The 24995-nt window shown below is 38.7% G+C and carries 27 protein-coding genes; 11 read left to right on the forward strand and 16 right to left on the reverse strand.

Going from position 1 to position 24995, the window contains the following annotated elements:
* The 3 genes from BGO42_RS00175 to BGO42_RS00185 form a co-directional block, all read left to right on the forward strand.
* On the forward strand, positions 1 to 144 hold a 144-nt coding region (locus BGO42_RS00175), incomplete at its 5' end, for a T9SS type B sorting domain-containing protein (protein ID WP_502686349.1).
* A gap of 3 nt (positions 145 to 147) precedes the next feature.
* Positions 148 to 1146 carry a PorP/SprF family type IX secretion system membrane protein gene (locus BGO42_RS00180; protein ID WP_177731740.1) on the forward strand — a complete coding sequence of 333 codons (999 nt, stop codon included), beginning with the start codon at positions 148 to 150 and terminating at the stop codon, positions 1144 to 1146.
* Between the two features lie 60 nt (positions 1147 to 1206).
* Positions 1207 to 1716: a gamma carbonic anhydrase family protein gene (locus BGO42_RS00185; RefSeq protein WP_177731743.1), complete on the forward strand. Its 510-nt coding sequence runs from the start codon at positions 1207 to 1209 to the stop codon at positions 1714 to 1716.
* A 52-nt stretch (positions 1717 to 1768) separates the two neighbouring features.
* Here the strand turns inward: BGO42_RS00185 and BGO42_RS00190 are convergent, their stop codons facing one another.
* The 15 genes from BGO42_RS00190 to BGO42_RS00260 form a co-directional block, all read right to left on the reverse strand.
* Entirely contained in the window at positions 1769 to 2017 is a 249-nt protein-coding gene (locus tag BGO42_RS00190) for a class I lanthipeptide (protein ID WP_177731746.1), read from the reverse strand.
* Between the two features lie 191 nt (positions 2018 to 2208).
* Positions 2209 to 2475 carry a class I lanthipeptide gene (locus BGO42_RS00195; RefSeq protein WP_177731749.1) on the reverse strand — a complete coding sequence of 89 codons (267 nt, stop codon included), beginning with the start codon at positions 2473 to 2475 and terminating at the stop codon, positions 2209 to 2211.
* A gap of 39 nt (positions 2476 to 2514) precedes the next feature.
* Positions 2515 to 2760, reverse strand: coding sequence for a class I lanthipeptide (locus BGO42_RS00200; protein ID WP_273247145.1), 246 nt, complete (start codon positions 2758 to 2760; stop codon positions 2515 to 2517).
* A gap of 64 nt (positions 2761 to 2824) precedes the next feature.
* Entirely contained in the window at positions 2825 to 3064 is a 240-nt protein-coding gene (locus tag BGO42_RS00205; protein ID WP_177731755.1) for a class I lanthipeptide, read from the reverse strand.
* A 172-nt stretch (positions 3065 to 3236) separates the two neighbouring features.
* Positions 3237 to 4121, reverse strand: a complete 885-nt coding sequence (locus BGO42_RS00210) for a thiopeptide-type bacteriocin biosynthesis protein (RefSeq protein ID WP_273247146.1) — start codon at positions 4119 to 4121, stop codon at positions 3237 to 3239.
* A complete protein-coding gene (locus BGO42_RS00215; protein ID WP_273247147.1) occupies positions 4114 to 6339 on the reverse strand; it encodes a lantibiotic dehydratase family protein in 2226 nt (741 codons plus the stop codon). The genes BGO42_RS00210 and BGO42_RS00215 overlap by 8 nt, the downstream gene beginning before the upstream one ends.
* Before the next feature lie 4 nt (positions 6340 to 6343).
* Entirely contained in the window at positions 6344 to 7555 is a 1212-nt protein-coding gene (locus BGO42_RS00220) for a lanthionine synthetase C family protein (RefSeq protein WP_273247148.1), read from the reverse strand.
* A 222-nt stretch (positions 7556 to 7777) separates the two neighbouring features.
* Complete coding sequence (murI, locus tag BGO42_RS00225) at positions 7778 to 8557, reverse strand: glutamate racemase (protein ID WP_273247149.1); 780 nt, start codon at positions 8555 to 8557, stop codon at positions 7778 to 7780.
* Between the two features lie 65 nt (positions 8558 to 8622).
* The gene (locus BGO42_RS00230) at positions 8623 to 9135 is read right to left on the reverse strand and encodes an OmpH/Skp family outer membrane protein (RefSeq protein WP_177731769.1); all 513 of its coding nucleotides are present in this window, start codon (positions 9133 to 9135) and stop codon (positions 8623 to 8625) included.
* A 17-nt stretch (positions 9136 to 9152) separates the two neighbouring features.
* On the reverse strand, positions 9153 to 10355 hold the full coding sequence (locus BGO42_RS00235) for an OmpH/Skp family outer membrane protein (protein WP_337955200.1): 1203 nt from the start codon (positions 10353 to 10355) through the stop codon (positions 9153 to 9155).
* Positions 10356 to 10399: 44 nt separating this feature from the next.
* The gene (locus BGO42_RS00240; RefSeq protein ID WP_273247150.1) at positions 10400 to 13147 is read right to left on the reverse strand and encodes a BamA/OMP85 family outer membrane protein; all 2748 of its coding nucleotides are present in this window, start codon (positions 13145 to 13147) and stop codon (positions 10400 to 10402) included.
* Positions 13080 to 13820 carry an undecaprenyl pyrophosphate synthase gene (uppS, locus tag BGO42_RS00245; RefSeq protein WP_177731778.1) on the reverse strand — a complete coding sequence of 247 codons (741 nt, stop codon included), beginning with the start codon at positions 13818 to 13820 and terminating at the stop codon, positions 13080 to 13082. Before uppS ends, BGO42_RS00240 begins: the two co-directional genes overlap by 68 nt.
* A 4-nt stretch (positions 13821 to 13824) precedes the next feature.
* On the reverse strand, positions 13825 to 14508 hold the full coding sequence (porG, locus tag BGO42_RS00250; protein ID WP_177731781.1) for a type IX secretion system protein PorG: 684 nt from the start codon (positions 14506 to 14508) through the stop codon (positions 13825 to 13827).
* Positions 14509 to 14661: 153 nt separating this feature from the next.
* Entirely contained in the window at positions 14662 to 15546 is an 885-nt protein-coding gene (locus BGO42_RS00255) for an NAD kinase (RefSeq protein ID WP_177731784.1), read from the reverse strand.
* A 23-nt stretch (positions 15547 to 15569) separates the two neighbouring features.
* Entirely contained in the window at positions 15570 to 16229 is a 660-nt protein-coding gene (locus tag BGO42_RS00260) for a CBS domain-containing protein (protein WP_177731788.1), read from the reverse strand.
* A gap of 94 nt (positions 16230 to 16323) precedes the next feature.
* Here BGO42_RS00260 and BGO42_RS00265 point away from each other — a divergent pair, with 94 nt between their 5' ends.
* From BGO42_RS00265 to clpX, 8 genes are all read left to right on the forward strand, one after another.
* Positions 16324 to 17037: a pyridoxine 5'-phosphate synthase gene (locus BGO42_RS00265; RefSeq protein WP_177731790.1), complete on the forward strand. Its 714-nt coding sequence runs from the start codon at positions 16324 to 16326 to the stop codon at positions 17035 to 17037.
* A complete protein-coding gene (locus tag BGO42_RS00270) occupies positions 17037 to 17804 on the forward strand; it encodes an alpha/beta fold hydrolase (RefSeq protein WP_273247151.1) in 768 nt (255 codons plus the stop codon). The genes BGO42_RS00265 and BGO42_RS00270 overlap by 1 nt, the downstream gene beginning before the upstream one ends.
* Positions 17805 to 17949: 145 nt before the next feature.
* On the forward strand, positions 17950 to 19203 hold the full coding sequence (locus BGO42_RS00275) for an OmpP1/FadL family transporter (RefSeq protein ID WP_177731796.1): 1254 nt from the start codon (positions 17950 to 17952) through the stop codon (positions 19201 to 19203).
* 18 nt (positions 19204 to 19221) lie between these two features.
* Positions 19222 to 20799 carry an SGNH/GDSL hydrolase family protein gene (locus BGO42_RS00280; protein ID WP_273247152.1) on the forward strand — a complete coding sequence of 526 codons (1578 nt, stop codon included), beginning with the start codon at positions 19222 to 19224 and terminating at the stop codon, positions 20797 to 20799.
* Between the two features lie 84 nt (positions 20800 to 20883).
* Positions 20884 to 21222 carry a phage holin family protein gene (locus tag BGO42_RS00285; protein ID WP_177731802.1) on the forward strand — a complete coding sequence of 113 codons (339 nt, stop codon included), beginning with the start codon at positions 20884 to 20886 and terminating at the stop codon, positions 21220 to 21222.
* Between the two features lie 126 nt (positions 21223 to 21348).
* Positions 21349 to 22674 (forward strand): trigger factor, encoded by a 1326-nt coding sequence (tig, locus tag BGO42_RS00290; protein WP_273247153.1) that lies wholly within the window; start codon positions 21349 to 21351, stop codon positions 22672 to 22674.
* 83 nt (positions 22675 to 22757) lie between these two features.
* The gene (clpP, locus tag BGO42_RS00295; RefSeq protein WP_177731808.1) at positions 22758 to 23417 is read left to right on the forward strand and encodes an ATP-dependent Clp endopeptidase proteolytic subunit ClpP; all 660 of its coding nucleotides are present in this window, start codon (positions 22758 to 22760) and stop codon (positions 23415 to 23417) included.
* A 53-nt stretch (positions 23418 to 23470) separates the two neighbouring features.
* Positions 23471 to 24703 (forward strand): ATP-dependent Clp protease ATP-binding subunit ClpX, encoded by a 1233-nt coding sequence (clpX, locus tag BGO42_RS00300; RefSeq protein ID WP_177731811.1) that lies wholly within the window; start codon positions 23471 to 23473, stop codon positions 24701 to 24703.
* Positions 24704 to 24805: 102 nt separating this feature from the next.
* On the opposite strand, the gene BGO42_RS00305 is transcribed toward clpX, so the two are convergent.
* Positions 24806 to 24995 (reverse strand): OmpA family protein (locus BGO42_RS00305; protein WP_286748466.1); only part of this gene is annotated, 190 nt, incomplete at its 5' end.

Raw genomic sequence — 24995 nt, forward strand, 5'->3', positions numbered from 1 at the left:
CAGATCAAACCATCAAAAGTTACGGGTTGGGATGGAACGTTAAACGGTCAGCCGTTACCATCTACGGATTACTGGTTTACAGTGACCTATACCGAACAAGGACAATTAAAAGAATTTAAAGCCCATTTCTCATTAAAAAGATAACTCATGAATATTTTTAAAAAACGTTATTTAGTTTTAGCATTATTTTTATCACAAATGTCTTTCGCACAGGAAGGGATTGCAGTTTATTCAGATTATTTATCGGATAACTATTATTTGATACACCCATCAATGGCGGGAGCTGCTAATTGTGGTAAAATAAGATTAACAGCCCGACAACAATGGTTTGGGCAGGATGATGCTCCGGCATTACAAACTTTGAGTTTTAATACCAGCGTTGGAGAACAGTCCGGTATTGGTATTATCGCTTTTAATGATAAAAATGGGTATCATTCTCAAGTGGGAGGGAAATTGACTTATGCACACCACATCCGATTTTCAAGAGGTGTAAACGACTTGAATCAGTTATCTTTCGGTATGAGTGCAGGGTTAGTACAAAGTACTTTAGATGAGTCTAAATTCGGTCCTGAGTTTGATCCGATTATTGACGGAGGAATGAAACAGAAAGATTCTTATTTTAATGTTGATTTAGGGGCTTCATATCATTTCCTTGATTTCTATACACATTTCACTGTTAAGAATGCTGTATCGAATAAAAGAGATATCTATACAGATGTAGAAAGCGATAACCTTAGAAAATACTTATGGAGTGCAGGTTATGTTTTTGGAAACAGAGATAACGGCCTGTCATGGGAGCCATCTTTCATGTTACAGTATGTAGATAAAACAAAAGAGAAAACGTTTGATATCAACCTGAAAGTTTATAAAGAAATGGATTTCGGTAAACTTTGGGGAGGATTGTCTTATAGAAGAAGTTTTGACGGTGCTCAATATGTGGCCGACAACAGTGTGAGTGATCAGAAGTTGCAATACATCACGCCGATTGTTGGTGTGAATTATAAAAACTTTATGTTTGCGTATACCTATTCTCACTTAACCGGAGATGTTAAGTTTGATAATTCAGGATTTCACCAGATCACATTGGGTATTAATCTTTTCTGTAAAAGAGAACCATACGATTGTAACTGTCCTGCAGTTAATTAATTATAAAGAGATTATTAATTCCGTCCCGATTTTATTCGGGACGATTTTTTTTGAGATAGTATGATCATAAAAGAAGTCAGAGGGAAATACCCTCAAATCCCGGAAGATTGTTATGTAGCGGAAAACGCGACTATTGTCGGAGAAGTTACATTTGGAAAATCATGCAGCGTTTGGTTTAATACGGTGATCAGGGGTGATGTGAATTTTATCAGTATAGGCGATAAGGTGAATATCCAGGACGGTGCAGTAATTCACTGTACGTATGAAAAGCATCCGACCATTATCGGGAATAACGTTTCTATAGGCCATAACGCGATCGTACACGGCTGTACGGTTAAAGATAATGTGCTGATAGGTATGGGAGCCATTGTGATGGATAATTGCGTTATAGAGAGCAATTCTATCGTTGCGGCGGGTTCTGTGGTTACGCAGAATACGGTTGTGGAATCCGGGACCATTTATGCGGGTGTTCCGGCTAAGAAAGTTAAAGATATTAATGCCTCCGATTTTGCCGGTGAAATTGAACGGATTTCGAATAATTACGTCATGTATTCAAGCTGGTTTAAATAGCAGGCTTTAAATAGTATAAAAAAAGGCACTTCATGAAGTGCCTTTTTATTTTTTAATGACCGATTACAACACATTTATTGTTGAAAGTAGGGCAAACAGCATTCATGGTTGGTGAACCCGGGCAGATGCCTAATTTTGTAGCACTAACAGTAGTGTCGTTAACCGGACATGGCGTGCACATCATAAGCGTACTGGTAGCAGTTGTATCTGCTTTTCCTCCGTTTAACTGGCTTGCCTGATTTGAATTTAAACGACTGATCGTCATTTTATCTAAACTTAATTTTAGGTTTTTCTTTTTCATGATTTGAATTAAAAAGGGTTTACTGTAAAACATTTTCTTTGTGATGAAGAAAATGTACTTTTAAAAGTCAGGCAAACCGTATTCGCAACGGGTCTGTTACGACTGACTTACTTGTTTGCCTGATTAGCGCTTAAACGCCTGATTTTTATTTGTTTTAAATTGATGTTGGATTTATTCTTTATAACCGGGAATTAAAATCCTCCTCCGATACATTTTTTCTGTAAGGATGCACATGCTGTATTGAAAGTCGGACAAACGGCATTCATAGTTGGCGAACCCGGGCAGATCCCTAATTTAGTAGCACTAACAGTAGTGTTGTCAACCGGACATGGTGTACACATCATAAGTGTGCTGGTAACTGTAGTGTCTGCACCACCGTTTAACTGACTTGCCTGGTTAGAGTTTAAACGACTGATTGTCATTTTGTCTAGACTTAATTTTAAATTCTTTTTTTTCATAATTAAATTGATTTATTTATTGGTATTTGACTAATAAGCTTATAGTTGGGTAATGCATTTCTTTTGAAAAGACTGGCAATTACTGGTTAATCCGGGGTCGGTCGGGCAAATAGAACCACATTGTGTTCGTGCCGTTGCTGCAGTACCTGTATCGCCCGGACAGGGAGAGCAGATATTCGTGAGTGTAGTGTTTGCAACACCACCGTTTAACCGGCTTGCCTGGTTGGAGTTCAGACGGCTGATCGTCATTTTGTCTAAACTTAATTTCAGATTCTTTTTCTTCATAATTAGTACTGGGTGTTATGGTAGGTATAAACAATAAAAGGACATGAAATGTCCTTTTATTGTTTTATTGGCTAATGCATTTTTTGTTAAAACTTGGGCAAACTGCATTCATTGTTGGTGAATCAGGGCAAAGTCCTAATTTTGTAGCATTTATTGAAGTGTCGTTTGGACAAGGTGTACACATTAATAGGGTACTGGTAACAGTTGTGTCTGCTTTTCCGCCATTTAACTGACTTGCCTGATTTGAGTTTAAACGACTAATAGTCATTTTATCTAAACTTAACTTTACGTTTTTTTTCTTCATAATCTAAATAAAAAATGGATAACGGTTAGATTTATTGTAATCGGTTGTATCCAAATGTAAGAAAAATTTACATGTTTGTTTTTTATTTTTTAGTTAAATTATGTTAAAGTTTAATATTAAGTTTTGTGTAATGTTTTATATGGTGATTTTAATGTAATAAAACAATGAATCCTTATTTTAAGCGGGCTAAGGAAGATTTGTAATATTTATGTAAGAAAAAATAACAAACTAATTCATAGGTTCTGTTTTTAGATTTAAACAGACGGTTCATAAACATGTGGATGTGACTGGACAAAAAGTCATCAATATTGATGTTTAAATTGTTATTTTCTCGCAATATTTGAATTTCCTGAACGGTCGCGGCAATGTTCTCCTGTTTGCTGTTTAACAATGCTAAAAGCGGAGCGTGATCCAGCTCTTCACCCGATTGGGTCATAAAAGCCTCTATCTTTTCCCGGTGGTTCCGGTATTTCGTGTCCAGCTGTCTTTTAAGGAATTTGGAAGATCCGTATTCCTTTTCGAAAGCTGTTTTGAGCCGATCCATAAAATTTTCTTTTTCACCAATTGTAAACCGGAAACTCTCCAGAAAAGCGTCAATGCCTCTCAGGCTGAAGAGCCATCTTAATTCATCGCCTTCTTCTCCTTCATCAATTAAGTCCAGAATGTTAAGGATCATTTCGCTGTCGTGATGGAAAATCTTTTCCGAAAGATCCATAGAATTTTTGCCATAGCGCTCTATTTCCCTTTCATAAGTTTCGTTCTGAATTTTCCAGATATAATGCTGTTCGGTGAACTTTTGCAGATAAGGCGCTAATGCCGTAATAACGCTGTTCAGATTGTTAGTGTCGGTGCAGTGGAAACGAAGCCGTAAATGATGTTTGGGATCCGTATAACGAATGAAAAACCATTTGTCGATAATCTTTTCTTCCATTAGTCTTTCGGCTACCGGCTTAACCATTTCCAGTAGGATGTGTTCGGTTGTTTTTATTCCGGTGTATATTTTATAGTATAGCCATTTATCGCCAATAATAAAATTCTTTTGGAGTGTATTAGTCATGCTTCAGTTTTTTATTATAGTAGGATATTACAATTTGATTCGAATAGGTTTCGTTGTGCTGCTGGTTTTTTACAACTTGTTTCTCATTAAACAGAAACTCTTTCAGCTGGAACTGCTGTAAGGTTTCGGCTGCTTTTAAAAGCATTTTGATGGAGTCGGTATTCCTGAAGTTAATGACTAGCTCATTATCTCCCTGTATCAGTTTAACATATTGCGGTATTTTGTGGGCTTCGGTGATCTCGGCTGTCTTCTTTAAGATTTCGGTGTTATCTGTGATTTTATAAAGTTTTTCAAACACGGATTTTTTGATGTTCCAGGTGGCTTCCTGCAGGATCAGGTTTTTGTATTCAATGCGGGGCATATGATCCAGCCCGTTGAAAATCTGATTCAGGAAAAACGGAAGGTTTCTTTTTCCCTGCGTTTGCAGGTCGCATAAAAAGTGATATATAGGCAGGGAGTTGTTGCTGTAATTATGAGCATTCGTTAAACGGGGAATCACTTCTTTGTTGTGCTTTTTAGAGCGCAGGAGGATGTTTCCGTCATTTTTAACGGAAAGGTATAAATCGTCTAACGGAATTTGATTTTCGGTGCTTAAAGTTGATTTTCCAAGATATGGGATTTCGTATTCCCGGAAACTGGGTCTTGACAGGATATTGCCGGTCCGGGATTCCGGAAGGTGGATTATCTCGGCTAAGATCTTGTCGCTGTTTATTTGTGACTCGGTGTCGATGATCTGCTGGGCATGCTCTCTTAAAACATCGTCTCCGTGGCAGAAACGGCCAATAAGGTTGGCGGCACTTGAATTGCCGGTACCGGTGAATGTGATTTTTTGCTGTCCGTCAATATTGATTACTTCAATCAGTGTTGCCATGGTGTCCGGCAGGTCGTCCCAATTTTCCTTAAAGCTTTTAACATCGTCATCGGTCAGGCGTATCGGCTGGTTCTTTGACGTTGCTTCCATTAACTTTTTCTGGAAAATAAGATCAAATGGCGACCATTCGAATTTCATGTTTTCCGACTGGCCTTCATTGGTGAAAACCAAATCGTCAATTAGCGTGTTAATGTCGGCATTATTGATCTCTTTGTATAACAAACCGGTTTCCGAATCTAAGGCCAGAGAAAGCGGCACTTCGCTTGTTTCGTAACGCTCCCGGAAGGAATCGGCAAACTTCTTTAAGATCGGATTGTAATATTGTGAGGTGATTTTGTTTAAAAAGGTCAGTCCTTCTTTAACGGAATCGGCTATTCCGGTACTTAAATAGTTGGTGTCATGGGTAATGAACATGTCGGTTTGAAACATGTATTTTAAGTTGATCTCCGTACCGATCTGTTCCAGTGACTGTGCTATTTCCAGGTATTTTTGCGGGTCATTGCCTATCGATTTGTCAAGTCCGGAAAGGTCGTTTCCTACTTTTTTCAGGGTTTTGTATGTCGGACTTTCGGAATCAATTTCTTTTAAAGTACTGCACAGGGAATCCAGATAGGAGTCGCCGGTCACCGACGGTTCTAATTTGCTTACCAGGATCTGGTTGTATATCAGTTCATCAATAAAATCTTTTGCATCTTCATAGGTAACCTCTTCGTCAACGATGGCCTGAGCCAAACCGGAAGCGTGTATGCCCTGTTTGGAGAGCGCTAATATTTTTTCTAAATAGTCCGATTTTGTTACGGCAATTAAATGATGCTCCCTTTTTCCGTTAATGTATTTGTATTCTACATAACGGATCTGGTCGCCTACACTATATATTGTAGAGTTGGGGTAAAACAACAGCTGGTCGGTTATGTTTTCGGACTTTAAAATGTCCTGCGACAGGGAAACCAGGTAGTTCATGTCCAGACGGGAATGTCTTTTGTGCTGGTCAATTGCTTTGAGGGTGATGTTGGTCTCTTCGGCAAAATCTCCGGTGGTCAGTCCTGCAAAAAGACCGAAAGGAGTAGGTCTTGTTGCCATTCTGGAAATATATTTTAAGAACGAATTTTTTAGGCGCTCCACTTTTTTGGGATCGTTAATTTTTCCGGCTTCCCATTTTTTGAGTTCATCGTAAAAAGCAGGTGAGGCTAAAAATAGTGCTTCCGCAATTACCGGATTGGTCAGGATGTCTTTGTATTGCTCATCGGTAATGGTTTCGTTGCCGGTGAATTTGCGGTAGAAATCGAGCGAAAGCAGCGGTGTTCTAAGTACAAACTGTGGAAAATTATGATAGGTTGTATTGGCCATTTTTTTAGTTTAACATTAAACATTCATCCCAGGTATTGTCCTGATCGGAAAGGAAATCGATCATCGATAACCCGATGCCGGCAACGCCTTCCAGTAAGGTCAGGTCGCTTTGCCAGATTTCTTCTTTTGCTTTCCATTTTTTAAAGCCGGCATAACCGTCTTCGTGTATTGCCATTTTCAGGCCGTCTTCAATCCAGAAGCGGGAAGTTTCAAGGAATTGTTCGTCGCCCGTTTCGCGGTATATGCGGTTGAAGATTTTTGCTGCTCCGAAGGAACCGTGGCAAATGCCGGGATCCATGATCCGGCTGTCTTCATAGGATGTTCTCTTTGCTGCATGTTCGAAGATGGTAAGTACTTCTTTTTTCATTGTTTCGTCTTCCAGGCAGCCTGCCGCTTCCCACAATGCCAGGGCAATACCCAGATCGCCGTAACACCAGGATAAACGGCTGTATTTGCTTACTTCTCCTTCATCGCTCACCCAGTTCGGAAACATCGAATATGGATTGTCCTCCCGGTTTTTCTGTTCTAAAAGATAATTGGCATTGCCTCTTAACAACGGTTCTACTTTTGAACGGAAAGCTTCAAATTTGTGCAGTTTGCAGAAGAATTTCAGGAAGCTCGCCATTCCGTGTGATAAGCTTAGGTTGTATGCTTTTTCATTGGTTTCATAATTGAGAATAGTGAGCCATTTTATGGTTTCCTTTTCTTTTATCGAATAGCTGTCTAACAGGTCAATAACCTCAACAACATAATTGCTGTATTGTTGCTTTAAAGCGTCAGATTTGGTGTTTCTGTAGCGATTCAGGAAGTAATAGGCTATACCTATTGCACCGTGTAAAAAGTCGTAGTTTTTTAGCTGCATGTTTCGCATCATTTCCGAATGCAGGTAGGTGTCCATTGGCGATAACAGGTCGTCATTATCGTTATCGATAAAACCTTCCTGTTCCAAATGGTCAATTACCCACGCCATGCCCGAAATCCCGGTACAGTAAGTCGGATAGTTGTAGCCGTTGTTCATTTTTTCAAGACATTCCATCAGGATATCTGAAGCAACATCAGAATACTGGTCATCCTGAACCAGGCGGGAATAGTAAAAAAGGAATAATGTTAAACCGGAACTGCCCACTAAAACACCGGTGTCGGTTTCGTGCTGGTATTTTTCCGCAATGGCCTGGTAGATTTCCTGAAGTTTCGCGTATAGGTCGTTTTTAAGCATATTTTTCTTAAATATTTGAGATAAGTCTAATGGTTTTCGGCTTAACATTTAAGAATGGCAGCCAAACAAATTTAGAAACAAATAATGAAAGAAAAAACTTAAAAATGTAATTACTGCAATAAAAAGCTGTAGCAGGTGAGGAGTTTGTTGCTTTTTTGTATTGAAGCCTTATAAAATATAATGGTTTGGCTCTTTTGTTGCAAAATGTTTTTGAAATCGATTTTAGAAATCGGTTTCAAAAACATTAGCTGAAAAGCCGGATATATTTTTAAGCACCTGCGATTTGTAATTGGTATAAAACAGGTGGGTGCTTTCTGCTTCGGTAGTATTGAGCAGGTTGTTTTGTTCCAGTACATTTTTAGTTTGTCTGGCAACCGCTTCCCCGGAATCAATGATCTTAATATGGGCCGGAATGATTTCTTTTATCTGTGGCAAAAGGAAAGGGTAGTGCGTGCAGCCAAGCACCAGGTAATCAATATTGGCTTCGACCATCGGTTTAAGATAGGTTTTGAGCAGTTCCTTGATCTCGTCCGATTCCAGATCGCCGTTTTCAATTAACTGTACCAGTCCGTAACCAACCTGTTCGATGATGTTGATGTGCTTGTAATTGGCAACCGTTTTATGAAACAGTTCGCTGTTCAGGGTACCTTTGGTTGCTAATATGCCTATGGTTTCTGTTTTGGTTTGATTTGCGGCCGGTTTTATGGCCGGTTCAATACCAATGATAGGAACGCTGTATTTTGCCCTTAATTCCTTAATGGCGTTCGTTGTGGCCGTATTACAGGCAACCACAATCAACTTGCAGTCGCGTTCCAGTAAATAATCTACGTTTTTGCAGCTCAGGCGTATAATGTCTTCTTTGGTTCTTTGACCGTATGGAGCGTTTTTACTATCGGCTAAATAGATAGTATTTTCGTTGGGTAAAAGCTGATGTACTTCTTTCCAGATGGAAATTCCTCCAACACCGGAATCAAAAAAGCCTATTGGATTTTTATTACTCATTACACAAATATAAAAAAAAACTGCCCTCATTATAAGGGCAGTTTTTATTTTTTAGCTTTAATTTATTATTTAAAACCTAATTCTTTTTTAACGTCAGCTGATAAATCCGGACCATCAGCAAGGATAACACCACTTCCATCTGTAGAATCTAAAACATATTGGTATCCTTTTGCTTTAGCAACTTTTTGGATAGCAGCTCTTGCTTTTTCCATGATTGGTTTTACAAGATCAAGTTCTTTTTGTTGTAATTCTTTTCCAGCATTTTCTCTGTACTGTTGGATTCTCTGACCCATATCCTGCATTTCTTTAGAACGTGTTTCGTTGATAGCTTCCGTTACAGTTGCAGCTTCTGACTCATATTTTTTTAATTTGGTTTGATACTCACTAACCATAGTTTTATATTGTGCATCGTATGTCTCCCCAATTTTTTTCACTTGAGCCTGTGCCGTTTTCATGTCAGGATAGTTTGTCATCAAATCACTTACGTTGATGTGAGCAACTTTTGCCTGTGCAGAAATTGTTTGACTCGCACCAATGAAAAGTGCAGCAGCGATAAGTAAAGTTTTTAACTGTTTCATTGTTTTAGGTATTTAATTTAATTTTCTGATTTATTTTCTGATGATTTATTTTTTAATTTCTCTTCTCTGTCTTTTTTAGCTTTTTCGCGGTCTTCCAGTATTTTTTTCTTTCTGTCTTCCAAAGCTTTTTTTCGTTCGTCCAGTTTTTGCTGACGCTCCTGAGCTAATTTGTCTTTAGCATCCTGTTGTTCTGTTTTAACATCGCTTTTAGGCTCTTCGCTTAAAGGCGTTTGTGCTGACGGAACCTGTTTTTCGCCTTCTTTCGGAGTAGCAGGTGCTTTTGGCTGTGCTTTATTGGCATTTCTTTCGTCAAGTATTTGCTGACGTCTGTCCGCCTGTTCTTTCTTTTTCGCTTCCAAAGCGGCTTTTCGTTCGTCTAATTTCTGCTGACGTTCTTCGGCCAGTCTGGCTTTTGCATCCTGTTGCGCCGTTGGAGCGGTATTTTCTTCGCCTTCTGCTTTCGGCTGTGCTTTATTTGCTTTTCGTTCGTCTAATAACTGCTGACGTTTTTCCAGCTGTTCCTGTTTTTTAGCTTCCAAAGCCGCTTTTCTGTCTGCAATGATCTTGTCACGGGCGGCTTTACGTTCGTCAATTTTTTTCTGACGTTCCACCTGATCCGGATTGGCACTGTCCATATCTTCCTTACGTTCCTGTGCTTCCAGTTCTTTAAGCTGTTTTTTATTCATCTGTTCTTTTTTCTGAGAACGGGTCAATACTCTTAAAACCTGGTCGCTGATGTCAAAACGCTGCGCTGCAAAAAGCATCGTCAGATCGGAGGCTTTGTCAAAAACAAAATCATATTTCTTTGCTTCGGCTATATCCTGAACGGCATTGAAAACCTGATCCTGTATTGGTTTTACCAACATGGTTTTTTGTGTCATCAGATCTCCCTGAGGACCAAAACGTTTTTGCTGGTAATCCAGCATTTCATTTTCAAGGAACCGGATTTCGTCTTCACGTTCGGAAATCAATTCCTTCGTCAATAATACTTTTTCAGTTTTTAAACTTTCTTTAAGCTTATTGATTTCATTTTTTTTAACTTCAATTTCTTGTTTCCAAGTCTGCGCCTTTAATTCCAGTTGGTTTTTTGCTTCGGCATATTCCGGAGCTTTCTCAAGAATATATTCCATATCAATGTAACCTATTCTGATACCTCTACTTTGCGCATTTGCCGTTAAATTAGCAAACGTTACAAGTGCAATTAAAAAATATTTTCTCATAACATTAATTAAATATTATTTTTCAACTATCGTGCCAAACTTTTTTAAAACTGTTGTCCAATGATAAAGTGCGTTTCCCATCCATTTTTCTGTGTTTGTCCCGGAAGGGCATCAAAACCATAACCGAAATCAATACCCAATAATCCGAATGCCGGCATAAATACTCTTAATCCAAATCCTGCAGAACGTTTCAGGTCAAAAGGATTGTAGGATTTGAAAGAGTCAAACGATGCTCCTGCTTCTAAGAAGGAAAGGGCATAAATTGACGCTGACGGATTCATTGTAATCGGGTAACGCAATTCTAATGAAAATTTATTATAAATCGTTCCTCCGGATTGTTGTCCTTTTTGAGGACCTTCCTGAATGATTGGCGTTAAGGACTGGTTAGGATATCCTCTTAACTGGATAACCTCACGACCGTCCATAGAGAAATTCGCCAGACCGTCACCTCCTAAATAGAAACGTTCGAAAGGAACTAAACCTCTATTTTGGTTGTACGCACCAAGGAATCCAAATTCACCTAAAGAACGAAGTACTAATTTATTATAAATTGTGGTATACCAGTCTGCTTTGAACTTCACTTTATAGTATTCCAGCCAATTAAATTTCTTTTGATCCACTAACGACTGATCGGCAGCAGCATCCTGGTAATTGGTAACCGCATCACCATTGGAATTGATATAGGCGCCTGCAGGAACATAATTTCCGGTAGTAGAGTTGGTATAACCTGCACCGTTATTTTTTAGTTTATAAGCCTGCTGATTTCCTAAATCGCCATAGTCAACCCCGTTAAAAAGGGAATAAGGTAAGGTAAATTTTCCAGAAATACTAAATTCTGAACCATAAGTTGGATAAACCGGGTTGAAACCTTTACTGTTACGGGTCAATCCAATGGTATAGGTTAAGTTTTTAGAGGAACCGTTACCGAATGTAAATAATCCTGTGTTATAGTTGTTTAAGTCATAATACTGGAAACTTAAAACGTGTGATAACTGGAAGTAATCATCCGGAACATTCAATCTTTTTGCTAAACCTACCGATAAGGTTGTAATGTTGAAACTCTGATTTCTGGTTACATCTCTTGTCTGGTAGTTGTACAGGAATTGTTTACTGTGTGAGATGGAAGTGGAGAAACTCACCGGTTTCTTACCACCAAGCCATGGCTCCTGGAATGAAATACTATAGGTCTGGAAATAGCTGCTTCCCTGTAAACGAAGCGACATTTTCTGACCGTCTCCCATCGGAAGCGGTTTGTAGGCATCCCTGTTAAATATATTTTTAATGGAGAAGTTATTGAACGATAAACCAAGTGTTCCGATGAATCCGCCACCACCGTAACCACCTTGCAGCTCTACCTGGCTGGAACCTTTTTCCACAACGGTCCATTCCACGTCAACACTACCGGAAGCAGGGTCGGCATTTTTAACCTCCGGATGGATAGCTTCCGGATCGAAAAACTGTAACGCTCCTAAGTCACGGATCGTTCTGATTACGTCCTGTTTGTTCCATTTTTGCCCCGGACGGGTTCTTAACTCACGGTAAATAACATAATCGTTAGTCTTGTCGTTTCCTTTAATGGTAACGTTGTTAAAGTAGGCGATAGGACCTTCTACGATTCGGATTTCGAAATCAATAGTGTCGTTAGCCGTTCTAACCTCAACCGGGTTAATATTGGAGAATAAATAACCGTTGTTCTGGTATAGGTTTGTTAAATCTTCTGCATCAGGACTTTTCTTGTTAGCGATTCGTTCCTGTAATTCTTTTCCGTTGTAAATATCACCTTTGTTGATTCCCAGTACACGGTTTAGGTCACGATCCGTATATACCGTGTTTCCTAAGAAACGGATGTCTCCAAAGTAGTATTTTTTACCTTCTTCGACATTGAATTTAATAGCAACGGTATTTTTTTCTTTGTTGTAAGTAACAGTGTCCGAAGTAATACGGGCATCACGGTATCCTTTCTCTTTGTATTTCTCAACAACAGAAGCTAAATCTTCTTTATACTTGTCTTTGATGTATTTCGAGGTTTTGAAAAGACGCATCGGGTTAAAAGGATTTTTCACTTTGGTGTTACTCATTGCCTTTTTAATTGCGGAAGTTTTCATCATGGAGTTTCCGGTAATTTCAATGTCCGAAACCTTCACTTTTTTACCTCTGTCAACAAGGATAACCATATTCACATTAGCCTCGGTAGAATCTACCGGAATAGTGTTTATGGTTACTTTGGTGTTGAAGTAACCGTCTTTTTTGTATTTGTTTTCGATGTAGTTTCGGGCTGTAGTGATCAGGTTTTCATTCACTACTTTCCCTTTCTTTAAGTCGTTATCTTTGATAAGCTCTTCACTTTTACCTTTTTTTACACCGGTGATTTTTACGTCCTGTAATTTTGGTAATTCATGAATGTTTAATTCAATGTAGATGCTGTCGCCTTGTATTTTATTGTAATAGATATTGATATCATTGAAAAGTCCAAGCTTCCACAATTTTTTGATGGCATTACTAATCTCTTCTCCGGGAACGCTGATCATTTGTCCTTTTTCCAAACCTGAAAAAGTAACCACAGTTTGCTGATTATAGCTTATTTTTCCTGTAACATCAACATCTGCTAAAATATATTGTCTGCCTGTTTCAGGCTCAGTGTGTTCTTGAGCATTTATTTTGGAAATATTTCCTAAAATTAAAATTGCAAAAAGTAGTTTTATTCCTTTTTGAAGCATTTGTGAATTATTTAATTTGTTCGCTTGTTTTTCCAAATCTACGTTCTCTTTTTTGATAGCTGATAATTGCTTCATATAAATCTTTTTGTCTAAAATCAGGCCATAGTACTTCCGTAAAATAGAACTCGGCGTATGCGATTTGCCATAATAAGAAATTACTTATACGGTGCTCGCCACTGGTTCGTATTACTAAATCTACGTCAGGTAAATTGTGCGTGTAAAGATGCTGATTTATAATTGATTCATCAATATCGCCTGATGAAATTATATTATTTTTAACTTTATCGCTAATGTTTTTAATTGCGGCGATTAACTCTTCGCGGGAACCATAGCTCAAAGCCAGTGTTAACGTCATCTGCGTGTTGTTTTTTGTCTTTTCGATTACCTCGAGAAGTTCTTTTTGCACAGAATCCGGCAGGTGTTGTGTGTTGCCGATACAGTTAAGCTTAATGTTGTTTTTTTGAAGGGTGGGAAGTTCGGCTTTTAATGACTTGATTAAAAGTTTCATTAAAGTTTCCACTTCAAGTTTAGGACGATTCCAGTTTTCTGTGGAAAAGGCATAAAGAGTCAGGAATTCAATTCCTAATTTTGCGCAGCATTCAACCGTTTCTCGAACCGATTTTGTACCGTTTTCATGACCAAAAGCACGAAGCATGCCTTTTTGTTTGGCCCAACGTCCATTACCATCCATAATGATGGCCAAATGTCTGGGAAGGTTGTCTTTATTAATCGTAATTTCTAAATCCATTTATTTATTCTGCACAAAAGCATGGGTTTTGACCAAAAGTATACGTTAAGGTAACTCCGGAAAATACATACCAATCATTACTGTTTAAATTACCAAATTGTAATTTTTTATATTGATCATTCCTTGGGTTACTTCCATCTAAATTATCGGTGAAAGTATAACGCGCTCCGACTTCAAATCCAAGAATAAGATTGTCTGTTAATCTTGTTTTTATCCCGGCAATAATAGGTATAGCCATAGCATTTCTTGAATCGTCTGTTCGGGTTCTACCGTTTATAATATACAATTCATCATATCGGAAAAAACTCACTCCGGTAGCAATATACGGAGTTGTTAAGGGTCCTGAATTGTGTAAATCAAAATCAAAGAAATTGAATTCAAGGGCTAAAGATAATTCTTTTACAGAATTTTCAAAGCTATAGCCTCTGTCTTTTCTGCCGGATACTTTGGAATCGGCATCGCTGGAGCTTATTTTTCCCTGAGTATAGGAAATTCTGTAGGCATGTCTGGTGCTTCGGTTCCATTTGTATAAAATACCAAAACCGAAGTCTTTAGGAGCAATATAGCTTGTTGGTCCCACATCTCCCACATAGTTGGTTCCGCCTAAAAAGACTCCCAACTCATTAATCTGAGCTTGCGAAGTTGTGGCAGAGAATACCAGTAAAAAAACAATAAGGATTCGACTCATTTTTCTAAAATAGTGTGCAAATATAATAATATTGATTTCTAAACCATTTAATTACTCGGATTTTCAATTATTTTTTGATAATCCGTAATCATGCATTAGAACAATAGAACGATTTTATGATGTTTATAGTATAATGAGGCGTTATAAAAACCATTAATTTCGTTTGTCTTCTCCCCACAGCAATTTGTTGCGCAGGGTTTTCAGGAAACCTTCTTCCGGGAATTCTACCATATTAATGGTAAACGGTGCTTTGCTGATGTGGATTTCCGTTTCGTTGTCTATTGCTTTTGTTCCGGAATCCAGTGAAACCAGAAACTGTGGTTCCCTGCTGGAAACTTTCAGGCGGATAGCGGTGTCGTCTGATATGATGAGCGGTCTTACATTTAAGTTGTGTGGTGCAATCGGGGTAATGATGATGCATTTTACATCCGGGGTAATAACCGGTCCGCCGCAGCTCAGAGAATAACCGGTTGATCCGGTAGGTGTGGAAATGATTAAACCGTCGGCCCAATAGGACGTCAGGTATTCTCCGTTCAGACAGGTTTCAATCGTGATCATTGAGGTGGTGTCTTTCCGGGATACGGTTATCTCGTTTAAGGCAAAATTCAGGTCGTAAATATTGCACTCTTCCGGATAGCATTCCAGGCTTAAAAGTGCCCGTTGTGAAATTTTGTAATTGCCTTCAAATAAAAGCGGTAACAGGTTTCCGATGGCATCCTGCTGTACGTTTGCCAAAAAACCAAGGCGTCCGGCATTGATACCTACAATCGGAATGTTTTTGCTTTTTACAAAAGTTGCGGCTCTCAGCATCGTTCCGTCACCACCAATGCTGATGAAAAAATCAAAAGTACTGTCCAGCTGGGTGTGGTTGGAAAAGGTAGGGTAGGCTTTATCCAGAATGCCTTTTTCCAATAGAATGGTATGAAAATTCGCTTCAAAAACCACCTCTGTTTCGTAGTTTTTAAAAACATCAAATACTTTATTGATAATTTCTTCGGTGTTTTTCTGGTAGTATTGTCCGTAAAGTGCTAGTTTCATACGCTTGATGTTGATTGAAAACGTTATATGTTTAAGTATTTGTCCAGATAATCGGAACGGTCTTTTAAATTATTCAGATAGGCATCTTCCTGATGTTCGGAAACAATTTCATAATTATAACGACGAAATGTCTGTATAATTTCATTAAGGCCTCCAAGGCTTATTTTAATCGTAACCTGTACTTTGTCTAAATCGGCTTTCGAAATAAAAAGACCCAGGATCCGGGCATTGTTGGTTTCGATGATCTGCGTGATTTCGCTCATGCTGTAATCGGCTGTTCCTTTTTCAACAATCAGTATGCCGCCTTCTTCTCTTAAAAAAGGAGTTTCATGGAAGAAACGGATAATGTCGTCCATTTCATAATACCCTAAATAATTGTTGTCTTCATCCAGAACCGGAACCAGGTTTGCTTCGTTTTTAGCGAAAACTTCCAGTACATCCAGCCATATCGTGTCTTTTCTGACGAAAAAACGTTCAAAGGTATAACGGAATTCGCCAATTTTCCGGTCGTGGTCTAATAATTCCACATCATGAGCACCAATGCACCCTATGTAGGTGTCGTTTTCAACAACAGGAAAGTGACTGTACGGGAATTCAAGAAATAAATCCTGAGCCGTCTCAATGGTTTCGTCTATTTTAAGGGGGTTGATTTCTTTAATGATGTAGTCAGCGATTTCAGTCATGATATTCTTTTCTTTAATCGAATGCAAAATAATCAAAAATTAGGATATTATAGCTTAATTATACTTTGTATTTTTGTGAGAAAATAGTTTGATTATGACAAAACTCTCTGTAAATATCAATAAAATAGCGACTTTACGTAATTCACGCGGCGGTAATGTGCCGGATTTGATACAAGTAGCAAAAGATATTCAAAAATTCGGAGGACAGGGAATCACGATACATCCCCGGCCAGATGAAAGACATATCCGTTACCAGGATGCAAGGGATCTGGTTCCGGTTGTATATACAGAATATAATATTGAAGGGAATCCGGTGAAGAAGTTTATGGATCTGGTGCTGGAAACAAAACCAACGCAGGTAACTTTAGTGCCGGATGCCGATGATGCCCTGACGTCCAATGCCGGTTGGGACACGCTGAAACACAAAAGCTTTTTACAGGAGATCATTCAGGAATTTAAGCAAAACGGAATCCGTACGTCTGTTTTCGTAGATCCGGTATTGGGAATGATCGAAGGAGCGAAAGAAACCGGAGCCGACAGGATCGAGTTGTACACGGAAGCATTTGCCCACGAATATGGTTTGGGGAATAAAAAAGGTATTGAACCGTATGTGGCTGCGGCAACGCTGGCAAACGAACTGCAGCTTGGTGTTAATGCCGGACACGATCTGAGCCTGGACAATATCAAGTTTTTTAAAGAAAACATTCCCGGATTGTTAGAGGTTTCCATCGGACATGCCTTAATTTCGGAATCCCTGTATCTGGGATTGGAGAATGTGGTTAATATGTACTTACAAAGAATGAAATAATGGCATTGTATTCAAGAATAGAAGGTGAAGGGAAACCGCTTTTAATTGTTCACGGTTTTCTGGGAATGTCCGATAACTGGAAATCCCTGGGAACACAGTTTGCACAGGAAGGCTATCAGGTGCATTTGCTGGATATGCGAAATCATGGAAAGAGTTTTCATTCGGATGTGTTTAGTTATGCTGTTATGGCAGATGATATTTATGAATATTGCCGCGAGCACCAGTTAACCAAAATTGATTTGCTGGGACATTCCATGGGCGGGAAAGTGGTTATGCTTTTTGCAACCACACATCCGGAAATGGTAGACAAGCTTATCGTGGCAGATATCGGTCCCCGGCGGTATGCACCGCATCATCAGGAAATTTTAGCGGGACTGAATGCTGTTGACTTTACAACGAAACCAGGCAGGGGCGAAGTGGAAACAATTTTAGGGCAATATATTGACGATCTCGGAACCCGGCAGTTTCTGCTTAAAAATCTATATTGGAAAGAACCCGGTCAGCTGGCGTTCCGCTTCAATCTGGATGTTTTTATAAAAAACCAGGAAGTGATCGGAGAGGCACTGCCGCAGGGTAATCATTTTGATCGGCCGGTTCTTTTTTTAAGAGGCGGGAAATCCGGTTATATTAAGGATGAAGATTTTGAAGGGATCCGTCATCACTTTCCGAAAGCACAGGTAGAAACAATTGAAAATACAGGACACTGGCTGCATGCCGAAAATCCGGCAGCATTTTTTACAGCAGTAAATTCATTTATAAAAGGTTAAATTTATAAGGTTCACAATTTAAGCAAAGAAATATTATGAGTGCATAATATTTTTCTTAAAAAAATTGTAAAATCCATATTTTGTTATAAATTTGATATATTCAAGATTTGAATATAAACAAATAAAACTAACACATTTTTAACTTATGAGAAAACTGCTATCTTTAACATTGTTAGCCTTGGCTTCATCGAGTGCATTTGCAGGTGGATATCGTGTGAGTCTTCAAGGTCAGAAACAATTGGCAATGGGACATACAGGAGTTGCCGTTGTGAATAGTGCAGAGGTAATGTTCTTTAATCCTGCGGGAATGTCATTTTTGAAAGATCGATTCAATTTGTCCGTTGGCGCTAATATTCTTACTGCAAAAACGAAATTTCAAAATGAGACTTATAACTGGAAAGCTTCAACTACAAATACGGGAACGCCTTTCAATGTTTATGCTTCTTATAGAATAACAGACTGGCTTACTGCCGGAGTTGCGGTTTACTCTCCTTACGGAAGTGAAGTAGCCTGGGATAAAGATTGGGAAGGTGCTCATTTGGTTAATAAAATTGATTTGAAATCAATTTATGTGCAGCCTACAATTTCCTTAAAAGTAAATGAATATTTTAGTGTTGGTGGTGGACCTATTTATGTAAACGGATCTGTTGAATTTAACAGAAACCTTTTCAGAGGGGATAATATCACAGATGCAAACGGGAACCGCCCGGATGTTACTTTAGATGCTAAAGGAATATCAGGATGGGGTTATAACGTTGGTTTTATGTTTAATCCAACTAAAAAAATGCGATTAGGGGTGAACTATCGTTCTAAAATCGTAATGGAAGCCAGAGATGGTGATGCTACCTTTAATGAGATTCCTACTTTTCTGCAGGGAACGCTTTACAATACAAAGTTTAATGCCGATTTACCTTTACCGGCTGAGTTAACCGCTGGATTGTCTTACCAGGTTACTGATAAATTCTTATTGGCTTTTGATATCAACAGAGCCATGTGGAGCGCTTATAAAGCTTTGGTTGTTGAGTTTGCAAACGGAGCACCGACTTCTGTTAATCCGAGAAATTATAAAGATGCGACGACTTATAGAGTGGGAGCACAATATAAAGCCAATGAAAAGTTCACTTTCAGAGCCGGTTGGTACCATGATGAAAGCCCGGTTCAGGACGGTTATTTTGCACCGGAAACACCAAGAAACAGTTCTATGGGATATACCGGAGGTTTAACGTACCAGATCGGTAAAAAATTCGGTGTTGATGTTTCGTTCCTTTACCTGCATTTTGATGAAGTTAATAACAGCTACGATCATTATACAGAAGGAGCTGATAACAATGTTAGTTTCGGCGGAACATATAAATCTTCTGTATTTTCACCAGGTTTAGGTATAACATACAGCTTCTAACTTTTTAATAGGATAAAAATGAAAAATAAATATATATACTTTGCAGTTTTAGCTTCGTTAGGGCTAATGTCTTGTGATCCTGAATTTGAGAACGAAGTAAGCAATCAGAGTTATTCTGCTGGTGATGCCAATTTCAGTTCTTATGTGGCTATTGGAAACTCGTTGACTTCCGGATATATGGACGGAACCGTTTCGAGAGTCGGGCAGCAATATTCTTTCCCGAACATTTTAGCACATCAGTTTGCTGTTGTGGGCGGTGGCGAATTTACACAGCCTTCTTATGAAGAAGATGTGAACAATCTTGGCGGACTATTGATTAATGGTGCTCCGTTTCCAAGTGCTGTTGCAAACGCATTCCCTACGAGATTAATTGTCAATACGGCTGTGGGTGGTCCTCAGAATATTGCGGGAACATCATCCATCAATGTGAGTCCGTCTACTTTACAGGCAAAAGCATATAATAATATGGGAGTTCCGGGGGCGAAAACATTTCACTTAATGTTGCCTGGATATGGTAATATCGCCAATTTAGCGGCGGGTACTGCAAATCCTTATTTTGTACGTCATGCCATTACACCGGCTTCTACAGTTATTGGTGATGCAATGACTAAAAACCCGACATTCTTTACCAACTGGATTGGTAATAACGACGTGTTGGGATATGCAACTAACGGAGGTGTTGGAACAACTTCAGGAACCGGTGCTGCCGATATTACACCATCAGCAGTATTCTCCGCTTCCTATAACGGTATCATTGCGCAGTTAACGGCGGGTGGAGCCAAAGGAGTTGTAGCGACTATTCCATCGGTTACGGCTATTCCGTTCTTTACAACAGTGCCTTATAACCCGATAACTGCGGCTGCATTGGCCAGTGCGCCGGATCCAACCGGAGCAGGAGCAGTTCAGCAGCTGAATACATTATTGTACAGTCCGTTAAAACAAGCCTTAACGGCTTTTGGAGCGGGTACAAGAATTAACCTGTTAACTGCTACCGGAGCGAATCCGTTATTAATAAAAGATGAAACATTGCCAAACCTTTCGGCACAGCTAACGGCTGCGTTCACGCCATCGTTGGGAGCTGCTACAGCGGCTTTCTACGGTCAGGTTTTCGGTCAGGCAAGACAAACTACAAAAGACGATTTAGTATTGTTAACCACAAGAACGGCTATCGGAACTGCTCCGGCCGGTGTTCCTGCACCACTGGATAAATACGGTATTACCTATCCGTTAGAAGATAAACACGTACTGATTCCGTCTGAAAAAGCGGCTATTGCTGCTGCTACATCCGACTTCAACGCTATTATTGTTGCTGCTGCACAATCTAAAAACCTGGCAGTTGCCGATATGAACGCAATCATGAACCAATTGGTTAGCGGATTACGTGTGGAAGACGGACAAATTTATACGGCAAACTATTTTAGTACCGCTACCGTAAATACAGTATTGTTCTCTTTAGACGGGGTACACCCTAATGCAAGAGGATATGCCGTTATTGCAAACGAAGTACTGAAAGTGATTAATTCACATTATAATGCGAAGTTACCTTTAGTAAGTGCAGGAACATATCCTGGTGCTACTATTCTGACATCAAATTAAAAAGTGATTTACTATAGTATCTAAAAGCGCTGAATTTTCAGCGCTTTTTTTGTATTTTTATAACATTAAATAAAACGCGATAGTATGAATTTACTGATTAGACTTTTGATTACTACCATATTGGTGGTGGTGATTGCAAACTTTTTACCGGGTATAACTGTAGACAGCATTAAAACAGCACTTATAGTGGCGGTGGTATTGGGATTGTTAAATACATTTTTTAAGCCGATACTGGTGTTTTTTACCCTGCCGGTCACGGTAATCACATTGGGATTGTTTTTGCTGGTTATAAACGCGGTAATTATTCTGATCTGTGATTATCTTATCGATGGCTTCGAAGTGAAATCATTTATCAGTGCCCTGCTTTTTAGTATTGTACTGTCGGTTTGCCAGTGGATATTGAATATTTTTGTCAAAGACTAAAACAGATAAAGTAAAATTATAGGATAAAATTTTAGCTTATTGAGATACAATAAGTTAAAAACTTGGTTGGGTTGTAAAAAATATATAATTTTGCAACCCAATTTTAGTATGTAAAAAAATAGAATAATGAATATTACAAGAAACAATGTTGATGCATTAAATGCGATTGTAACGGTTGAAGTTACTAAAGAAGATTATGCTGGTCAGGTTGAAAAAGTTTTAGCAGATTATCGCAAAAATGCTAGTATTCCTGGATTTAGAAAAGGAGCTGTACCAATGAGTTTGATTCAAAAACAATATGGAAAAGCGGTTCTTCTTGATGAAGTAAATAAATTGTTGCAAAATTCATTAAATAATTATTTGGTTGAAGAGAAGTTAGATATTCTTGGAAACCCGTTACCTAAAGTTACAGAAGATTTTGACTGGGATACTGAAGACTACAAATTCGAATTCGAATTAGGTCTTGCGCCAGACTTTACAGTTGACTTGGGTGCCAAAAACAAAATCACAAAATTCAATATCGTTGTGGATGAGCCAATGCTTGATGAGCAAGTGGAGCGTATCCAAAAACAATACGGTAAATTAGTTTCTAAAGAGAAAGTTGAAGAAGGAGATGATTTAAGAGGAACTTTTTCAAATGAAGAAAAAGGAATTAACAATTCTGTGAATATTACCCTTGATATTTTCAAAGACAAAAAAACGATTAAGAAATTTATCGGTAAAAAAGCAGGTGATGTAATTGCATTAAGCACTAAAGGTTTATTTGATGACGATCACAAATTAATGGATTATCTGAAAGTGTCTCACGATGACGTTCACGGTTTGGATATTGAAGTTAACTTCACAATCGAAGAAGTAAACACTACTGAGAAAGCAGAATTAACACAGGAATTATTCGATAAATTATTCGGAGAAGGAAAAGTAACTTCTGTTGAGCAATTAAAAGAGAAAATCAAAGAGGATGCTGAAAAACAATTTGCAACTCAGGCAGATCAGAAATTCCTTAATGATGTAACAGAATTCTTAATTGCGAATACAAAATTTGACTTACCGGCTGATTTCCTTAAAAAATGGATTCAAACAGTAGGAGAGAACCCGTTATCACCGGAGCAGGCAGAAGAAGAATACACTAAATCGGAAAACGGATTACGTTACCAGTTGATCGAAAGTAAAGTTTTAGTTCAAAACAACTTACAAATCACTTTTGAAGATTTAAAAGCATTCACTTCGGATCTGATCAAGAAGCAAATGGCACAATTCGGACAAATGGATCCTTCTGATGCTGATGTTGAAAATATCGTTGCCAGAGTATTGTCTAACCAGGAAGAAGTGAAACGTCTTTCTGAGCAGGTAATGAGCGAAAAGCTGTTAAATCTTTTCAAAGAAAAGGTTACAGCGAAAGTTAAAGAAGTTTCTTACCAAGACTTTATTAAAGAAATGTACGGAGAATAATCTTTCGTAAAAAATAAGTATATTTGAACGTCAGACTTTTTTAGTCTGACGTTCTTTTTTAATTATAAACAAAAATAATTACTATGAATTACGGAAAAGAATTTGAAAAATATGCTACTAAACATCACGGTATAAACAGTATGTACTATGATAAAATTGTAAGTAGTATGACCCCTTATATCATAGAAGAACGTCAATTGAATGTTGCTTCTATGGATGTGTTTTCCCGTTTAATGATGGACAGAATTATTTTTCTGGGTACCGGAATTGACGATTATGTTGCAAACATCATTCAGGCACAGCTGTTATTCCTGGAAAGCGTTGATGCTTCCAAAGATATCAGTATCTATATTAACTCTCCGGGAGGAGGCGTTTATGCCGGATTAGGGATTTACGATACCATGCAGTTTATCAAACCGGATGTAGCCACGATCTGTACGGGTATTGCTGCTTCTATGGGAGCTGTTTTATTATGTGCAGGAGCAGACGGAAAGCGTTCTGCTTTACCACACTCAAGAGTGATGATCCACCAGCCGTTAGGAGGTGCTCAGGGACAGGCTTCTGATATCGAAATCACAACCAGAGAGATTTTGAAATTAAAAACGGAATTGTATGAGATTATCTCTAAGCATGCCAAACAACCGATGGATAAAGTACATCATGACAGTGACCGTGACTATTGGATGATTGCTCAGGAAGCAAAAGACTACGGTATGATTGATGAAGTATTAATGAGAGGATAATTTTAGTTAAAGGTGCCTTGCAGAAAGGCATCTTTCTATTTAAGTATATAAAAATGGCTAAAGAAGTATTAGAGTGTTCTTTTTGTGGAAGAAAAAAGCCAGAAACAAATTTATTAATCGCCGGCATCAATGCTCATATCTGTGACAGATGTATTGAGCAGGCGCATGGAATTGTTTTAGAAGAATTAAAACAAAGCGAGAATTCCGGATTACTGGCCGATTTGGTTTTGAGTAAGCCAAAGGAAATCCGCGCCTTTTTGGACCAGTATGTTATTGGTCAGGACCAGACTAAAAAAGTCTTGTCTGTAGCGGTTTATAATCACTACAAGCGTTTGTTGCAAAAGCAGGCGGATGATGAGGTTGAAATCGAAAAGAGTAACATCATTATGGTAGGTCAAACCGGAACCGGGAAAACATTAGTGGCAAAAACCATTGCCAAAATGTTAAACGTTCCGTTGGCTATTGTGGATGCTACTGTTTTAACCGAAGCAGGTTATGTTGGGGAAGATGTTGAAAGCATCCTGACCCGTTTACTGCAGGCAGCCGATTATGATGTGGCAAAAGCAGAAAGAGGAATTGTTTTTATTGACGAGATTGATAAGATTGCACGAAAAAGTGATAATCCTTCCATTACCAGAGATGTTTCGGGAGAAGGCGTACAACAGGCCTTATTGAAGCTGCTGGAAGGAACTGTGGTAAATGTTCCGCCTAAAGGTGGAAGAAAGCACCCGGATCAGAAATTTGTTGAGGTAAACACCCAAAATATCCTTTTTATTGCCGGAGGGGCATTTGACGGTATTGAAAGAGTAATTTCAAAACGATTAAACCGCCAGGCAGTAGGGTATAGCTCTTCAAAAAGTGCCGATCAGATTGACAAAGAAAATCTGTTGCAGTATATCATACCAAAGGATATTAAAGACTTCGGACTGATTCCGGAAATTATCGGACGTTTACCGGTTTTAACACACATGGATCCGTTGGATAGAGAAACCTTAAGAGCGATCTTAACAGAGCCTAAAAACGCCTTAGTGAAGCAATATAAAAAGCTGTTTGCTATGGATGATGTGGAATTCTCTGTTGCTGATGAAGCTTTGGATTTTATTGTAGATAAAGCTTTAGAATACAAATTGGGAGCAAGAGGACTGCGTTCTCTTTGTGAAGCCATACTGACAGATGCGATGTATGATTTGCCAAGCTCAGACGAGAAAACCTTGCATATCGATAAAGCCTATGCAGAGCATTCTTTAGATAAAAACCTTTTACAGCGATTAAAAGCAGTATCATAATATAAAAAAAGCCCCGATTTATCGGGGCTTTTTTTTGCGGTTAACGCAAACAAAAAGGGCGGTCAGATGACCGCCCTTTTCTTATTTGATGAAGAAGGAATCTTATTTCTTAACAATTAAGAATTCGGATCTTCTGTTTTTCGCATATTCCTCTTCGGTGCAATTCTCGCCACAGTTCACTTTCGGCTCGCTTTCGCCATATCCTTTACCGGATATTTTGTCTTTCGCGATTCCTTTAGAGATAATGTACTGAACGGTTGATTTTGCTCTTCTGTCGGACAGGTTCATGTTG

The sequence above is a fragment of the Flavobacterium sp. 40-81 genome, assembly GCF_001898245.1.
Taxonomy (GTDB): Bacteria; Bacteroidota; Bacteroidia; order Flavobacteriales; family Flavobacteriaceae; genus Flavobacterium; species Flavobacterium inviolabile.

Excerpts from the sequence above, each read along its gene's own strand:
- BGO42_RS00180 (WP_177731740.1), top strand. The coding sequence starts at position 148 with ATGAATATTTTTAAAAAACGTTATTTAGTTTTAGCATTATTTTTATCA.
- BGO42_RS00185 (WP_177731743.1), top strand. The coding sequence starts at position 1,207 with ATGATCATAAAAGAAGTCAGAGGGAAATACCCTCAAATCCCGGAAGAT.
- BGO42_RS00190 (WP_177731746.1), bottom strand. The coding sequence starts at position 2,017 with ATGAAAAAGAAAAACCTAAAATTAAGTTTAGATAAAATGACGATCAGT.
- BGO42_RS00195 (WP_177731749.1), bottom strand. The coding sequence starts at position 2,475 with ATGAAAAAAAAGAATTTAAAATTAAGTCTAGACAAAATGACAATCAGT.
- BGO42_RS00200 (WP_273247145.1), bottom strand. The coding sequence starts at position 2,760 with ATGAAGAAAAAGAATCTGAAATTAAGTTTAGACAAAATGACGATCAGC.
- BGO42_RS00205 (WP_177731755.1), bottom strand. The coding sequence starts at position 3,064 with ATGAAGAAAAAAAACGTAAAGTTAAGTTTAGATAAAATGACTATTAGT.
- BGO42_RS00210 (WP_273247146.1), bottom strand. The coding sequence starts at position 4,121 with ATGACTAATACACTCCAAAAGAATTTTATTATTGGCGATAAATGGCTA.
- BGO42_RS00215 (WP_273247147.1), bottom strand. The coding sequence starts at position 6,339 with ATGGCCAATACAACCTATCATAATTTTCCACAGTTTGTACTTAGAACA.
- BGO42_RS00220 (WP_273247148.1), bottom strand. The coding sequence starts at position 7,555 with ATGCTTAAAAACGACCTATACGCGAAACTTCAGGAAATCTACCAGGCC.
- murI (WP_273247149.1), bottom strand. The coding sequence starts at position 8,557 with ATGAGTAATAAAAATCCAATAGGCTTTTTTGATTCCGGTGTTGGAGGA.
- BGO42_RS00230 (WP_177731769.1), bottom strand. The coding sequence starts at position 9,135 with ATGAAACAGTTAAAAACTTTACTTATCGCTGCTGCACTTTTCATTGGT.
- BGO42_RS00235 (WP_337955200.1), bottom strand. The coding sequence starts at position 10,355 with ATGAGAAAATATTTTTTAATTGCACTTGTAACGTTTGCTAATTTAACG.
- BGO42_RS00240 (WP_273247150.1), bottom strand. The coding sequence starts at position 13,147 with ATGAAGCAATTATCAGCTATCAAAAAAGAGAACGTAGATTTGGAAAAA.
- uppS (WP_177731778.1), bottom strand. The coding sequence starts at position 13,820 with ATGGATTTAGAAATTACGATTAATAAAGACAACCTTCCCAGACATTTG.
- porG (WP_177731781.1), bottom strand. The coding sequence starts at position 14,508 with ATGAGTCGAATCCTTATTGTTTTTTTACTGGTATTCTCTGCCACAACT.
- BGO42_RS00255 (WP_177731784.1), bottom strand. The coding sequence starts at position 15,546 with ATGAAACTAGCACTTTACGGACAATACTACCAGAAAAACACCGAAGAA.
- BGO42_RS00260 (WP_177731788.1), bottom strand. The coding sequence starts at position 16,229 with ATGACTGAAATCGCTGACTACATCATTAAAGAAATCAACCCCCTTAAA.
- BGO42_RS00265 (WP_177731790.1), top strand. The coding sequence starts at position 16,324 with ATGACAAAACTCTCTGTAAATATCAATAAAATAGCGACTTTACGTAAT.
- BGO42_RS00270 (WP_273247151.1), top strand. The coding sequence starts at position 17,037 with ATGGCATTGTATTCAAGAATAGAAGGTGAAGGGAAACCGCTTTTAATT.
- BGO42_RS00275 (WP_177731796.1), top strand. The coding sequence starts at position 17,950 with ATGAGAAAACTGCTATCTTTAACATTGTTAGCCTTGGCTTCATCGAGT.
- BGO42_RS00280 (WP_273247152.1), top strand. The coding sequence starts at position 19,222 with ATGAAAAATAAATATATATACTTTGCAGTTTTAGCTTCGTTAGGGCTA.
- BGO42_RS00285 (WP_177731802.1), top strand. The coding sequence starts at position 20,884 with ATGAATTTACTGATTAGACTTTTGATTACTACCATATTGGTGGTGGTG.
- tig (WP_273247153.1), top strand. The coding sequence starts at position 21,349 with ATGAATATTACAAGAAACAATGTTGATGCATTAAATGCGATTGTAACG.
- clpP (WP_177731808.1), top strand. The coding sequence starts at position 22,758 with ATGAATTACGGAAAAGAATTTGAAAAATATGCTACTAAACATCACGGT.
- clpX (WP_177731811.1), top strand. The coding sequence starts at position 23,471 with ATGGCTAAAGAAGTATTAGAGTGTTCTTTTTGTGGAAGAAAAAAGCCA.